11 protein-coding genes and 1 pseudogene are annotated in these 14,639 nt (G+C 59.1%); 2 read left to right on the forward strand and 10 right to left on the reverse strand.

The features are described from left to right. Positions 1 to 93: 93 nt before the first annotated feature. The 3 genes from QE432_RS01335 to QE432_RS01345 form a co-directional block, all read right to left on the reverse strand. On the reverse strand, positions 94 to 1,779 hold the full coding sequence (locus QE432_RS01335) for an ABC transporter permease (RefSeq protein ID WP_035200257.1): 1,686 nt from the start codon (positions 1,777 to 1,779) through the stop codon (positions 94 to 96). Next, positions 1,776 to 2,861, reverse strand: a complete 1,086-nt coding sequence (locus QE432_RS01340; RefSeq protein ID WP_038495908.1) for an ABC transporter ATP-binding protein — start codon at positions 2,859 to 2,861, stop codon at positions 1,776 to 1,778. Before QE432_RS01340 ends, QE432_RS01335 begins: the two co-directional genes overlap by 4 nt. Positions 2,862 to 2,978: 117 nt before the next feature. Continuing rightward, a complete protein-coding gene (locus QE432_RS01345) occupies positions 2,979 to 3,971 on the reverse strand; it encodes an ABC transporter substrate-binding protein (protein ID WP_065663325.1) in 993 nt (330 codons plus the stop codon). Between the two features lie 294 nt (positions 3,972 to 4,265). Between QE432_RS01345 and QE432_RS01350 the strand changes: the two are divergent. Further along, positions 4,266 to 5,400, forward strand: a pseudogene (locus tag QE432_RS01350) (ROK family transcriptional regulator). A 91-nt stretch (positions 5,401 to 5,491) separates the two neighbouring features. On the opposite strand, the gene QE432_RS01355 reads toward QE432_RS01350, so the two are convergent. The 6 genes from QE432_RS01355 to QE432_RS01380 form a co-directional block, all read right to left on the reverse strand. Further along, positions 5,492 to 6,286, reverse strand: a complete 795-nt coding sequence (locus tag QE432_RS01355) for an inositol monophosphatase family protein (protein WP_306623146.1) — start codon at positions 6,284 to 6,286, stop codon at positions 5,492 to 5,494. Beyond that, on the reverse strand, positions 6,274 to 7,170 hold the full coding sequence (locus QE432_RS01360) for a glycerophosphodiester phosphodiesterase family protein (RefSeq protein ID WP_306623147.1): 897 nt from the start codon (positions 7,168 to 7,170) through the stop codon (positions 6,274 to 6,276). The genes QE432_RS01355 and QE432_RS01360 overlap by 13 nt, the downstream gene beginning before the upstream one ends. Positions 7,171 to 7,217: 47 nt before the next feature. After that, on the reverse strand, positions 7,218 to 8,081 hold the full coding sequence (locus tag QE432_RS01365) for an ABC transporter permease (protein WP_149916203.1): 864 nt from the start codon (positions 8,079 to 8,081) through the stop codon (positions 7,218 to 7,220). Beyond that, entirely contained in the window at positions 8,081 to 8,935 is an 855-nt protein-coding gene (locus QE432_RS01370; protein ID WP_065660250.1) for an ABC transporter permease, read from the reverse strand. The genes QE432_RS01365 and QE432_RS01370 overlap by 1 nt, the downstream gene beginning before the upstream one ends. Then, complete coding sequence (locus QE432_RS01375; RefSeq protein WP_127966459.1) at positions 8,935 to 9,975, reverse strand: ABC transporter ATP-binding protein; 1,041 nt, start codon at positions 9,973 to 9,975, stop codon at positions 8,935 to 8,937. Before QE432_RS01375 ends, QE432_RS01370 begins: the two co-directional genes overlap by 1 nt. 85 nt (positions 9,976 to 10,060) lie before the next feature. Then, on the reverse strand, positions 10,061 to 11,290 hold the full coding sequence (locus tag QE432_RS01380) for an ABC transporter substrate-binding protein (RefSeq protein ID WP_306623156.1): 1,230 nt from the start codon (positions 11,288 to 11,290) through the stop codon (positions 10,061 to 10,063). Positions 11,291 to 11,435: 145 nt separating this feature from the next. Between QE432_RS01380 and QE432_RS01385 the strand changes: the two genes are divergently transcribed. Next, a complete protein-coding gene (locus QE432_RS01385) occupies positions 11,436 to 12,584 on the forward strand; it encodes an ROK family transcriptional regulator (RefSeq protein WP_306623159.1) in 1,149 nt (382 codons plus the stop codon). Between the two features lie 57 nt (positions 12,585 to 12,641). Here QE432_RS01385 and QE432_RS01390 read toward each other — a convergent pair whose 3' ends face one another. After that, complete coding sequence (locus QE432_RS01390; RefSeq protein WP_306623162.1) at positions 12,642 to 14,624, reverse strand: phosphatase PAP2 family protein; 1,983 nt, start codon at positions 14,622 to 14,624, stop codon at positions 12,642 to 12,644. Positions 14,625 to 14,639 lie beyond the last annotated feature (15 nt).

Below are 14,639 nucleotides of genomic sequence, written 5' to 3' on the forward strand. Positions count from 1 at the left end.
GTATTCCTTGCAGAGGGAGGCTGGGCAGAGGGAGGCTGGCGGCGACACGTATGTCGCCGCTCCTGCAGTCGTTTGGTGAGGGATGGTATGGTTTCAGACGAAAGAGGCTTCTTTGTCTTCCGAGAGGCGGAACACGATGAAGACGCAAAGTCCAGTGCTGACCAGAAGGACGGTTGAAAGCGCTGCAGCCGTGCCAAACTCGCCGTCAATCACCTGAACATAGATGAGAACCGGCATGGTGATCGTTCGTGCCGTGTAAAGGATCAGCGTCGAGGACAGCTCGTTGATAGCCGTTATGAAGCTCATCAGCGAACCGATGATGAGACCTGGCAGCATCAGCGGCACCGTCACCGACACGAAGGTCTTTGCCGGCGAAGCCCCGAGATTGACCGCAGCCTCCTCGATGGACGGTTTGATCTGCCTGAGGATCGATGTCGTGGAGCGGACGCCGTAGGGCAGCCGGCGGATAAACACCAGGACGATGATGATGAGCGCCGTCCCAGTGATATCAAAGGGTGGATAGCGGAACGTCGTAACGTAGCCGATCGCCATGACAACGCCGGGAATGAGGTAAGGCACCATCAGCAGGAGATCGAGCGAGCCGGAGACAGCATTGTCGCGTCGCACCACGATGAAGGACAGCAGGCCGGAAACGATCGCAATCAGTACCACGGCAGCCAGTGCAAACGTGAAACTGTTGGCAATCGCCTGCGGTGAATCACGAAGGATACGGGCATAGCTGTCCAACCCGAAGCCGCCGGTAAAGACGGGACCGCTGGTTGCGAGGAACGAGGTGTAGATGACCGTGAGAGACGGCAGCATGGCGATGAAGACGACCAGATAGCAGAAGCCGTGCACGATGAACGACTTCAACGGGCGCATGGACTGCTTTACCGGCCTGTTGGTCAGTGAACTGGCGTAACGGCGCTTGGCAAGAATGTGCCGCTGCAACAGAAGTGCCGCCATCGAAATTGCAATCATCACCATGGAAATCGTCACCGCCATGGTCGGCGTACCGGCCATTTCGGAGGTGTATTGCGCATAGGCGATTGTCGAAAGCGTTCTGATGCCCTTGCCGAGGATTGCAGGCGTTCCGAAGTCGGCGATGGACAGCACGAAGCAGATGATCGCGCCGGTGCTGACTGCCGGAAAGACCAGCGGCAAGGTGATCTTGCGGAAACGCTCGAACGCCGTGCAGCCGAGATTTTCCGCCGCGTCCTCATAGGACTTGTTGATGGTGTTCAGCGCGTTCTCCGTCATCAGGAAGATGTAGGGAAAGAACTTCAGGCTGAAGACCATCACGATGCCCGGGATCCCGTAGATCGTCGGCAATGAAATGCCGGCGAAGGACAAGAGATTGGTGACGGCACCGTTGGCACCGAACAGCATAATCCAGGCGTAAGCACCAATGAACGGCGGTGCGCACAGAACCAGAACCGCGAAGGTGGCAATGAAAGTGCGCCCCTTGATGCGATAACGGGACGTGCAAAAGGCAAGCGGAATACCGAGAAGGCAGGCGCCCAGCATGCCCAGCACACCGATGAGAAGCGTATTCCAGAGTGCGACGGTATAAAAACGCCGTGTGAACACTTCCGCATAGTTGCTGAGACCGAAGGCCCCGGTTTTGGCATCGAAGAAACTTATGAAGAAGACGCTGAAAATCGGCAGGATCAGGAAGATCGCCAGCAGGATGACGGCAAATACCGTCACGCTTGTCCAAAAACCTGGCAGTCGCAGGCGGAAACCGCCGGGAGTTGCAGTCGCAGTCATATCCGTCATGACAGGCGCTCCCCGGTTACGCCCTCGCCGAACAGCTTCGCATCGGCCGCGCGCCAGGAGAAAGTGGTCTTCTGGTTGGGCTGCAGTGCAATGATCTCAGGCGATGGCTTGGTGATCGCCTCGATTTCCTCGCCCGACGAGAGAACGGCTGCAACGTTCATCTCACGCCCCGTGAAGCTGACCAGTCTTATGGTCACGGGCAGTTCGATGCGCTCGTCACCATCGATCGCGGCAGGACCGACAGAAATCGCCTCCGGGCGGATGGCGGCGACGATCTTCCGCTGCGGGGAAATCGCATCCGCCTGCGGCAATGCGACCTTGTGGCCGGAAATGGATGTCTGCCCGCCTGCACGATCAAGCGACAGGAAGTTGTTTGCGCCCACGAACGACGCAACGAAGCGGTTGGCGGGATTGTTGTAGACTTCCCAGGGTGGTGCAGCCTGCTGAATGACGCCGCCATACATGACGCAAACCAAATCGGACATGGCAAGCGCCTCTTCCTGATCATGCGTGACATAGACGGTGGTGATGTTCATGGCCTGCTGGATTTCACGCAGTTCCCGGCGCAGGTCCACGCGAAGTTTGGCGTCGAGGTTGGACAGCGGCTCGTCCATCAACAGCACTTTCGGGTTGATGACGAGTGCGCGCGCAAGACCCACACGCTGCTGCTGGCCGCCGGAGAGTTCGTGAGGCATACGCTTGGCATAGGGAGCGAGCTGCACGACATCGAGAATCTTGCTGACCCGTACGCGGATCTCGGCTGAAGACGCCTTGCGCTGTTTCAGACCGAAGGCAATGTTGTCAAATACCGAAATATGCGGAAACACCGCATAGTCCTGAAAGACCATGCCGACATCGCGCTTGTGGGCGGGCACATGTTCGATCGCCTGTCTTTCGATGCTGATGCTGCCGCTATCCTGCTGGTGAAAACCTGCAATCGTGCGCAAAAGGGTCGTCTTGCCACAACCGCTGGGTCCAAGAAGCGTAAAAAACGATCCGGAGGGAATGGAGATGTTGATGTCGGAGAGGGCAACGACATCCCGGTAACTTTTCTTGATGCTGGTAATTTCTACGGCGGCCATGTGCTGCTCCATGACATATCCTGCGCGGCACGCGACCACGGTGGACGGAACGAAAATGCTGTTGTGAAAGAGGTAAGCAGGGGACGGCTGCCTGACGCACCGCCCCCGGCAATGTTCTTACTGGACGTCGAGCAGGATCTCGTTCCACTTTTCCATCAGACGCGAGCGGTTTTCCGCAGCCCACTTGAAGTCGTACTTTGCATCCGGAACATCGGACAGCGGAACGAGCGCCGAATTGGCAGGAACATCGGTTCTGACAGAGCGACGACCGGCTTTCACCACGACTTCCTGCGCTTCCTTGGATACGATGAAATCGATGAAGGCCTTGCCGTTTTCGGCGTTCGGCGCACCCTTGACGAGCGCCATGCCGTCAGGCGCGATTGCCGTGCCTTCTTTCGGATAAACGATCTCTACCGGGGCGCTGCCAAGCTTGTAGCGCAGGGCGGCGTCTTCGAGCGTGATACCGACCGCCTGCTCGCCATCATTGACGAAACGCGGAACAGCGCCTGAAGAGGTGGAAAGAACGGAGTTGCCGAGAATGCCGGTATAGACTTCCCAGCCCTTCTCCTCACTGTCGAAATCCTGCAAAACCGTCGCCATCTGGATATAGGCGGAACCGGACTGATCTGCACGGGCCGAGGAAATCAGGCCCTTATATTCAGGCTTGGCAAGATCGGCCCAGGATGTCGGAACCGGCGCACCTTTCAGCGCTTCCTTGTTGACGATGAAGGCCGTAACGACTGCGGTAAAAGGAACCCAGTTGGTGCTCGGCGAAAATGCAGGGTTGATCGATGCTGCCTCGACAGGCTTGTAAGGTTCGAAGAGGTCGGCGGAAAAGTCGATGACGGTGCCATCAACGCTCCAGATCACGTCGCCAGCCGCCTTGCCGCTTTCCGCCTTGATGCGGTTCATCAGCTCGCCGGAACCGGCTTTGACAAGCTCGACCTTGGTGCCGGTCTTCTTTTCAAACATGGGCAGCAACTCATCCATGAGCTGCTGCGGCGCTGCCGAATAGACCACGACGGTACCTTCCGCATGGGCGAAAGCCGCACTGGCAAGGAAAGTTGCGCCAGCAACAAGGCGCGCGAAAATAGTGCATGATTGACGCATAAAGGGTGCTCCGTTTTTTTGTTCCCTGACTGGCAAGGCAGTACGACATAATTTCTTATTGATTTTGCGTGTCGCTACCCGCCGTCTGTTATTTATTTTCTTTACGTAAATTAATTAGTCAAGCTGCAATTTATCTTGAATACAAAAATCCAATATCCGTCTGAAATAACTCAACATTTGAAGACAGCCGCGCTTAATCTTCGAACCTGAAAAGTCAGGACGTTCCGGAAAACAAGGTGCACAGCCCCTGAAATTGCGCTAATCATCCGACTTAACTTCTCGTGGGAGACCTGGTTGATCGACCTCGGCTACAATGAACGGCGTCTGCTCGAAATCCTGCGCGGCAAGGGAGGCATGTCGCGCATCGAACTGGCGCGCGAAATGGATGTCTCCGCACCGACCCTCACCCGCCTGACGGCCAATCTTCTGGAATCCGGCCTGATCCTGGAAGCCGAGGAAGCGCGCAGCGACGGCAAACGGGGGAAGCCATCCACTGCCATCGAGATCAATCCGAACGGACTTTTCACGCTCGGGGTCTATTTCAACCCGGACGATCTGCGTGTCTGCCTGGCCGATCTCAACGGCACGATCAGGCAGGAAATCAGGTCCGAGCTTGAGGGACACAGTTTCGAGCATATCATGGAGATGGCCGAGACGGCCGCCCGACAGGTGGTTGAAAAGGCCAAGATCAAAAAGAAGGATGTGCTAGGGTGCGGCATCAGCTTTCCAGGCCACTTCAAACGTGATCGAGGCCATGTCTTTCGCATCAAGCAGTTCGAGAGCTGGCGCGACATCGACGTGGACAAGGACTTCCAGCCCTATTTCGATTTCCCGGTCTTTCACGAAAATGACGGCAATACCGTCATCCTCTCGGAGCTGTATTACGGAGCGGGTCGAAGCATCCGCAATTTTGCGATGATCTGGCTGACATACGGCATAGGCGGCGCCGTTGTGGTTCAGCGCCATCTCTATCGCGGCACGAACGGCAATGCCGGTGAGTTTGGCGGCCTGTTTCCCAAATCCCATCCACGTCCCTCTGGACAGGACCTTTGCGACACGCTGGCCGCCCACGGAGTGGGCATCCGGCGTTTGAAAGATATTGATGAAAGCTATTGCGACCACCCCGCCGTGGTTGCCTGGCTGGAAAGGGCGACCGACCAGCTTCGTCTGCTGGCGCTGACGGTTGCCCGGACGATGGATCCCGGCGCCATCATTTTTGGCGGATCGCTACCTGACTGGGTTCTTGAACACATCGTGCAGCGCATCGGCTCGCTGGAAATGCTCGGCGAAGACTTTTTCGTCGAGCCACCTGAAATAACGCAAATCGATGATGAGCGACCTGCCCCATCTCGGTGCCGCCAGCATACCGATCTACCGCGCCACAACGCCCAGCTATTATTCCGGCCGGGCGTTGAAGGGTTGGGCTTAACCGCCAGTCGTCAGAGGCTTTTCGGTCCAGTTGCCGGTGGAAGGCGCCGGGTGTCTGGATCTCTCACCCGGTACCGGTTTTTATGGGAATTTCAGGCAAGTTCGGCCGGGACCAATTCCGCGATCTCCGGCCAGAGCGTCTCCGTCACGGCCATCAATTCAGGCGTTGCGGCGGCAACCCAGGGAATGCCGGTTTCGCCGCGCGTTCCAATCCGCACGTCAAGACCCGCCTCTTTTGCCAGAACAACGCCACCGGCGATGTCCCACATGGTCGTCAGTTTTTGCAGATGGCCATCGAAGATGCCGCGCGCCGCAAAAACCAGTGAAATCGAGGTCGAACGGATGGATTCCACCACCCAGCCGGCATGCCTCAAACCGACATTGAGCGCCGCCACCTCTGCGGCATCGGCAGACGCGCTGTCACCGAGCGACATCACCTGCACTTCCTTAAATGGAACATCGCGCGCAAGCGGCTTGCCGTTCAGCAGCAACCCTGTTCCTTCGGCAGCCGAATAGATCTCCTGGAAGACTGGCATGGCGACGACCCCGATTTCCGGGACGCCGTTGCGCACGAAGCCCAGCGAGATGCCCCAGAGTGGTGAGCCGCGCAGGAAGTTTGCGGTGCCGTCGATGGGATCGATGATCCAATAGGCGTCATCTGCGATCCCGCCCATCTCCTCGCCGAGAACGGTTTCACCCGGAAATGCCGCCGCCAGCCGGTCGCGCACCAGCCCTTCAACCGCGGTATCCGCTTCCGAGACGAAGTCCTGAAAACCCTTGGTGCGGGTGGCGATGCTGCCGCGCGCTTCGAAAAAGCGAAGGGCAAGCCCCATCGCCTCCTCTATGATGCCGGCTGCACGCTCGAGGCGCTGGTTCATCGTGTCCATGACCTGCCCGTCTCGCCTGCATCAGCCTTAAGCCAGCCCGTGAAGGCCTCAACTTCATCCGTCTGGATTGCACCGACGCCGACCTGCGCCAGTGCGCCCCACACACCTTCTGCATCGGAAAGTGCGCGCGTGTCGTTGAGATCGAGGCAATGGGAAACGTCGAGCGTGTTGATCCAGAGGCGGATATTCTGACGCTCCATTTCGGCGCGGCCTTCGACCAGATCAGCGATATCGGTAAATTTTACCTCGATCATCGGCGCGCGCAACGCTTCGATGCGGCGCAGATCCTCGGCAAACTTGCCCTTTCTCACCGGAAACATCGGCATATGCGGGATTTTGCCGAACCAGTCGGTATCCAGCACATCGAAATGCGCGGCTTCAGGATCGATATCGGTTTTCACCAGAACCTGATCTGCGACGCCGAGGCGCAGTACGGTTTCCATGACCTGCGGCAGGTCACGGGTGAACTTGGTATCGATATTGACGGTGATTTTGCCACGCGCCTCTTCCAGCAATTCTTCCAGCGTCGGTACGCATTCCTCCGTCACATCGGCTGCATCGCCGCCAGCACCTGCCTTCAGCCGTGCGGAACGGACGACATCAAAGGCCAGTTCGCTCACTGTCCCCCGCCCCGTCGTCGTGCGGTCGAGCGTCTCGTCGTGAATGACGACCAGCCGGCCATCGGCCGTCGCCTGCGTGTCGATCTCGATCATCTCCACACCGGCAGCGACCGCTGCGCGAACCGAAGCCAGCGAATTTTCAGCGGTCGCGGTCCAGAACCCACGATGGGCGATGGTGAGGATCGCGGGATTGTCGCGCGAGCAGAGGGCAAGAACAATGCACGGATTGGAGACTTTTCGTTGGGCTGCAAGGGTTTGAGGCATTTTTTTCACTTTCGGATGTTGCGTTTACCGGAGTTGGGTTGCCCGGATCAGATTTTCCCCATGCCCGCCGCCATCAGGTCGTCACGCAGAATGCGGCCGGCGATGATGAAAACGACGAGTGCGGGAAGAAGCAGGATGAAGGAGACGATGGAGGCGAGCGGGATCTGCATCGAATAGGGGTCGAGATACATGTAGAGCTTGATCGGCAGCGTCTGCACGACAGGCGCACCGACGATGAAGGACTTGTCGAATTCCTCGAAGCTGCCGATGAAGGACATCAGGCCACCGGCCAGAAGGCCGGGCACCGCAAGCGGCAGGATGATGTGGATGACAATGCCGGCCGTTCCCGCGCCGAGCGAACGGGCGGCATGAATCAGGTCGTCGGGAATGGTTTCTAGCGTCGCCGTCATCAGCCGTATCATCAGCGGCAGCGTGCCGACGATCTGCACAAGGATGACCCCGGTCACCGAATAAGCGAGACCGAAAAGAAGAAACACTTGGCCGATGCCGACAGCGACGACCAGCCCCGGAATGATGATGGGAGCCAGAATGAAGATCTCCACCAGCCGTTTCAGCCGGAAGGGAAAACGGGCCATGGCCCACGCGGTCGGCAGTGCGATCGCGGCCGTCGAGAAAGTCACGACGATGGCGATGAAGATGCTGTTGACGGCGGCCTGGATGAGGCTTGCATCGCCAAGAATGCTCGCCCAGCGCGTGGTGGTGTAATCCTTCGGCACGACCAGAGGCGGCGTCCATCCATCGGCAATGCTCCACAGGAACATCAGCGCCAGAGGCACGGCGATAGCGAGCGCCAGCGCGGTAAAGAGCCCGACGGAGACGAAAATCCGGTCGTCCGGCGTGAATGTGCGGCGGCGGGTCATGGTGACGGGTTCGAGGGCAATGGCGCTCATTATGCGTCTCCTCGGGTTTGGCCGGGGCCGATGCGGGATGTCAGGGAGTAATACAGAAGCAGGACGGAGACCGCGAAGAGGCTCAGCACCATGCCCATGGCATAGACCTGATTGAACCGCCCCTGATTGAACTCCGTGACCATGAGAACCGAAAGCGGCCGGGCAGTGGGCGGACCGACAATATCGGGAATGGCGTAGGAGCCCATGGAGCCGATGAAGGTAAGGAGGATGGCGGCGGTGATGCCTGGCATCGCGAGCGGAACTTCGACGAACAGAAAGGTCTTCAGCCTCGAGGCGCCGAGCGTGCGCGACGCGTAACGGATGTCCTCCGGAATGGCGGCAAAGGCACTGGTGATGATCAGCGTCATGAAGGGTATCTGCTTCCAGACACTGGCGAGAATGACGCCAATGCCCCAGTCGTCACGCACGAGTTTGGGCAATTCAAGCCCGAGCGGCGCGACCAGACGGTCGAGAAAACCGCCCCTTTCGAAAACGACGATCACCATCAGGCCAACGATAATGCCGGGCACCGCCATCGGCAGCTTGTAAAGGCCGCTGAACAGCCTGCGGCCAAGAAAGCTCTTGCGGATCAGAAGCGCCAGCGGCACCGAAGCCGCAAGCGACACCATCACCGGCATAACACCGTAATAGATGGACGTCGTCAGGCCGCGGATCATCGACGGACGTGTGAAGATCCGCTCGTAGAACATCAGCGTGAAGCTGCCATCGTCCTGCCTGAAGCTGCCGATTAGCGCCGAAAGCAGCGGACCGCCGAAGAAGATCAGCAAATAACCCACCCCCGGCGCAAGCAGGACCAGCAGCTGGGCGCGCCTGTCGCGAAGTACCCCGCGCATCACGCCGCCTCCCCTGCCAGCCCGTCATTGAGCAAATGCACCGATCCGGGAAAACGCAAGGCGACCCTGCGTCCCGCATCGATAAGATTTTCCGCACCGGACTGGCTGATCTTGATCTGGTGGCCGCCGATTTCGACCGTATAGAGCGCATTGGCGCCCATGAAGGAAACGGCAGAGACCGTGCCGGCACCCGCCTCGTCGGCGCTGATGTGGATGTTTTCCGGGCGAACCGAAATCTGTGCGGAGCCGGCAGCAGTCGCATCCAGCGTTACGGACTGCTCCCAAGGCAATTGCGCGTGCCTACCCTCAGCCAAAACCGGCAAAAGGTTGGTCTGCCCCAGAAAACCGGCGGTAAAGGCGTGTTTGGGCGCACGGTAAAGTTCGAGCGGTGTTCCCACTTCAACGACGCGGCCGGCATTCATCACCACGATCCGGTCCGACATCGCCATGGCCTCGGCCTGATCATGCGTCACATAAAGGCTGGTCGCGCCGATCCGGCGGTGAAGTTCAGTCAGTTCATGACGCAGCGTGTCGCGGAGCTTGGCGTCGAGGTTCGAGAGCGGCTCGTCGAACAGCAAGAGGCTTGGCTGCATGACAATGGCGCGCGCCAGCGCCACGCGCTGCTGCTGCCCGCCGGACAATTGCCGCGGCATGCGGTCCACCAGGCCGGCAAGATTACAGATTTCAAGCGCATGGGCGATGCGGCGCGCGCGCTCGTCCTTCGGGACCTTCTTCATCTTCAGGCCGAAACCGAGATTTTTGGCAACCGACATATGCGGGAAAAGCGCATAGGACTGAAAAACCATGGCGATGTCGCGCGCTTCCGGCGGCGCCTGATCGATACGCTTGCCGCCCAGCCGGATTTCGCCTCCCGAAGGCTGGCTGATGCCGGTGAGGATGCGCAAAAGCGTGGACTTGCCGCAGCCCGAGGGGCCGAGAATGGTGACGAATTCGCCCCGCTCGACAGTGATCGACACGGGATGAAGCGCCCGGCTCAAACCGTAATCCTTGCTGATATTGCTGATCTCGAGTTCACTCATGGCGAGGCTCCCTCATGGTTTCGACCAAGGCTCCCGGACCGTTTGGCGGTTTCCAGCCCCACGGTCCGGTCGATCCGGGAAGGTGTTACTGGTTGAGCACTTTTTCATCGAGCGCTTCGGCAAGGGCCGTCGACATGTCCCAGAACGCCGGAACCGACAGGCGCGGATAAACGCTTTGCGGCAGAACATGCTCCTGTACGGCTTTGGGCATCAGGTCGTTGGTGACATCCGCCTGCGGAGAGCGCGAAGCCTTGTTCTCCAGCTTCCAGAGCTGGAACTCCTTGCTCATCGCCATATCGATGAGAAGGAGCGCGGATGCGACGTTCTTGGCATTTGCCGGCACGAAAATGGCATCGCCCGAGCCGACCTGGCCTTTTTCCAGCAGCGTGACGCGGAAGCTCTCCGGCAACTGCTTGGTGCCGAGGAAGCTCATGACCTGGTCTTCCCAGACGGTGCCCATGTAGAGCTGCTGGTTGTTGATCAGGTTAAGCGTGTCGGCGTTGCCGTTTGTCAGTTCAGCCACGGCAAGAAGACGACGGTAATAATCCCAGACCGGCGTAAGGCACTCGGACGTCATTGCCCAGTCTTCGGCCTGCTGCAGCGTCTGATTATAGTCGGTAAGCTGCTTGCGGCAGTCGCCGGTGAGATAATTGAGCGCCACCGAATAGATGAAGCCGCCGCCGGAGCCGCCCTTGGCTGGCAGGGTGACGCCAAGGCGCTTCGGGTTCTTTTCAGCCCAGACGAGAAGATCGTCGAAGCTCTTCGGCACGTCTTCGGCTTTCACGAAGGCGGAATCGTAACCGAGTGCGGTCTGGTTGAGATGCACCAGAGGGAAACTGCCGCCATGCGCCTTGCCGAAGACGGTCTCGGCCAGTTCCGGATTGTAATTGGCCATGTTGGGCAAGATCTTCGTCAGCGGAATATTGCCGACGACGCCCTTGGAAGACAAAAGCGGATAGCCGCCGCCGCCAGCGAAATAGGCGTCGACGGGTGAATCCTGCCCAGCCGCCTGCACGGCGATGAGCTGCTGGTTCGCCTGATCTCCCTTCACGTCGCTATAGGTAACCTTGATGCCATATTTGGCCTCGAACCGGGTGATCAGTTCTTTCCACGTATCCGCGAAACTGCCGGCGAAATTGTACATCGTCACCGTGCCTTCCGCTTTGGCAGCGGGAACGACGATGTCATAGAAATTTTCGCGCGTGACCTTCGACAGATCGAAGTCGAGGTTCTTCATGTTGGTATCCGCCGCAAGGCAAGGCGCTACCGTCGTCGCCAGCGCAAGCGCGGCGACCGCAATAAATTTAATGCTCATTGAATGGTTCCTCCTGGGGATCCGTTATTGACCGGCTTCTTATTACTACACTCTAAGTGTATTATTTATGACAGTCCAGTGAAAAATGCCGTCCCCGGCGCGCGGCCCGAGTTGCGAAGGCCTTGTGCAGCCGCTATCCAAGGCCATGACAACAGATAAGACACCGCGCCAGACCTTCGACCGCCAGCCGCTTGCCAGCGAGAATGAGCGCCTCATTCTCGATATAGTGCGCCGCCACGGCCCCATTGCCCGTGCAACAATCACCGGTCACACAAACCTGACGCAGCAATCCGTGCATCGGTTGATCGAAGGCCTGCTGGAACGCGGCCTTTTGCGTACCGGCGCACCGCTTAAAGGAACGCGTGGCCAGCCGAGCCCGACCATTGAACTGGTGCCTGAGGCGGCCTATTCGCTCGGAATTTCCATCAACACTGACTCCGTGGTGATCTGCATCGCCGATTTCCGCTGCATGGTGGTTGTCGAAGAAAAATTGCGGATGCTTCCCAGCGATCGCGAAATGACGCTTGCCGCATTGTCGCTCGCTCTGGAACGGTTGCTGGCGGACCACGGCATCCCGCGCGAACGCCTGCTCGGCCTCGGCTTTTCAATGTCGGGATTTTTCGTGTCGGAAGATCGGGCGTTCAACGCACCGGAACCATTACGCGACTGGTCGCTGATGGACCTGAAACCGATCCTTGAAGAGAAATTCCGTCTGCCGGTCTGGCTGGAAAACAACGCAACCACCGGCGCGATCGGCGAAAGCCTTCGCGGCGTGGGACTGTGGTGCCAGACCTTCGCCTATCTATCCTTCAACTATGGTTTCGGCGGCGGCCTCATTCTGGGAGGTCAGCCTTTCTACGGTTTTCACGGCAATGCCGGTGAATTCAGCGGCATCTTCAACCCGGATGAAGCCGACAGGCGGCCGGCGCTGCAATATCTGATCGCGACGCTGCAGAAACACGGGAGCGAGATAGATTCGATCGAAGCGCTCTATCAGCATTTTGACCCTGCCTGGCCGGGCGTCGAGGAATGGCTTGAGCGGACCATGCCGAAGGTGGACCGGCTGGTGGCGAGCCTGATTGCGGTTCTCGATCCACAGGCGATCGTCTTTGGTGGACAATTGCCGCGCGCACTCGGCCGGATGATGATCGAACGTGTACACATGCCCTCGCAACGCGAACACCGTTACGGCATCGGCCCGCAGGAAGCAAAACTGGTGCTCAGCGAGACAGAAGGCGATTCCTCGGCACTCGGCGCCACATTGCTGCCGCTCAGGATCCGTTATTTCCTGTAACCGGGCCGGCCGGGCGCGGCGATTAAACCGCGCCCGCAAAACCTTGGCCTCGCAGCCTTATTCGACCACCACGGACAGCGACGAGCCGGTATAAACCGGCCGCACCTTCACATTGCCCGCGTCGATCGCAGCGAAGGTGCCAGTCAGGCCGTCTGCGGCGATGACGTTGAAGCGCGTGCCGACAGCGGGTGCGGCCCCATCGAAGGCGAGCCGCAGGGTTGCGCCATCAAGCGTCGCGTTACCCTTGACCCGCAGCGGAGCCTTTTGCGGATCAAGCGCCAGCGTGCCGCCCGTCTGGGCATAATCGCCGCCAATGACGATGTCACTGTCGCCGTTCAGCAAAAGCGTTCCGCCGGAGACAAGCACGCCGCCTGTACCAAGCGCGTTTGTGGAAAATGCCACAAGCGTTCCGTCCTGCAAGACGGTGCCGCCGCTATAGCTGTTGGCGCCGGTGAGCGTGAGCGCACCACTGCCTGATTTGACGAGACGCCCTGCCCCGGCAATATCGTTCGTCCAGCGGTCAGCCGCATTGAACCCGCCGGCTGCAGCATCCATCGTCACGTCGACATCGCCGTTAAAGGCACCGTAACCGGCAGCGGCGGCCACCAGATTAATCCGGCCCCAGCCATTGCTGTCGTCAAGTAGCGGATAACCGGCCTCGATACCGGTGGAGAACAGGACGGCGCGGCGTTGCGCGGCATCGAGATAAGGCAGGCGTGTCTCCAGCAGAACCTCGGCACCCTTCGGCACCACCATGGGCGCATCGCCAACGGTTTTGTCGCGGCTGAAGGACATGGTCATACGCCGGCGATAATCAGCCTCGTTGATCGCCGCATCGGCAAAAGGGTCTAGATCCGGTTTCGCGCTATGGGCAAAGTCGATCAGGGACTGTCCCGCTGGTAAGCGTTTGGCAAAATAGGCCTGCAATTCATCATGCGCGGCCTTCTTGAGATCGGTGTTTTTCGGATCCTGCAGAATAGCGGCGGCTATGGCGGTGGCCGTAATGCGGCCGCCGATCACGTCGACTGGCGAATGCATCCCTGCAACGATACGGCTTTCGCCGAGCTCGGAAGCGGCAGTCAGCAATTCGGAAAACCGCTCCGGCACAACGTAAGCATAAGTGATGGCAGCGAGATAGGCGGCATTGGTGTGACCGCTCGGAAAGCCGCCATCCTTGCCGCGTCCACGGTTCTCGCGCGCATATTTGAGCGCGGGCACAATGACGCCGTGATCGGTTTCGTAAGTTTCAAACTTGCGGTCGCCGATGGTCTCGGTGCCTGTCTCTATCACCTCGCCCTTGGCATTCATGCGCCATGGGCGCGGCGTGGAATAGAAATATTTCGCTGGCGACGTCGTGCCTTCCGGGCCACGCATTACCTTCATGAGGGCCACGACATCCTTCAGCTCGGAATCGGCCGCTCCAGCCTCGGTGCCCTTGTCCTCCTCCTTGCGCGTGATGACCTCGTTCGGATCGAAATCCGCCAGGGTGTGGTTGATGGTCGTCGTCGCGCCCGCGCCTTCGCGATACCACGGAGCAAGCGGCCCCATGCCGTCGATCATGCTGTAACCCTGCGAGCGGCGGTCTTTCATATAGGCGTTCAAGGCCGCGGCGGGGGTGCGGTTCTCACCGGTTACGGAAAGCACGTAACGCATGTTTTCCTGCCACACAGCGGGATTGACGGCCTTCACATGGCTGAAATCGGCAGGACCGTCGCCATTGGCGCCGCCATCCGCCCATTTTTCATCGCCCAGCGTCCAGATGCGATTAAAACCCGAGAGGATTTCGATGACGGGATTGTCGCGGTCGTCATAGGCACGGACGTCTTCGCCCTTGGCATTCTTGCCAGTCTGGTTGCGATAGGTATCGGAAAGCGGCAGCGGATATCTTGCTGCGGGTTCGGGTACCGTAATGGCATAACCCTGACCTGCGGGTTGAGTGCGCTCGAATGCCTGTGCGTTCGGGACAAGAACCAGCAATGCGACGGAGGCAAGCAAGGCCGACCGCACGAACGGAAAAGACGACATCTTCAGTTTAGCCATGACGAATCCTATGAT

The organism is Agrobacterium sp. SORGH_AS_0745 (assembly GCF_030818995.1).
Classification (GTDB): Bacteria; Pseudomonadota; Alphaproteobacteria; order Rhizobiales; family Rhizobiaceae; genus Agrobacterium; species Agrobacterium tumefaciens.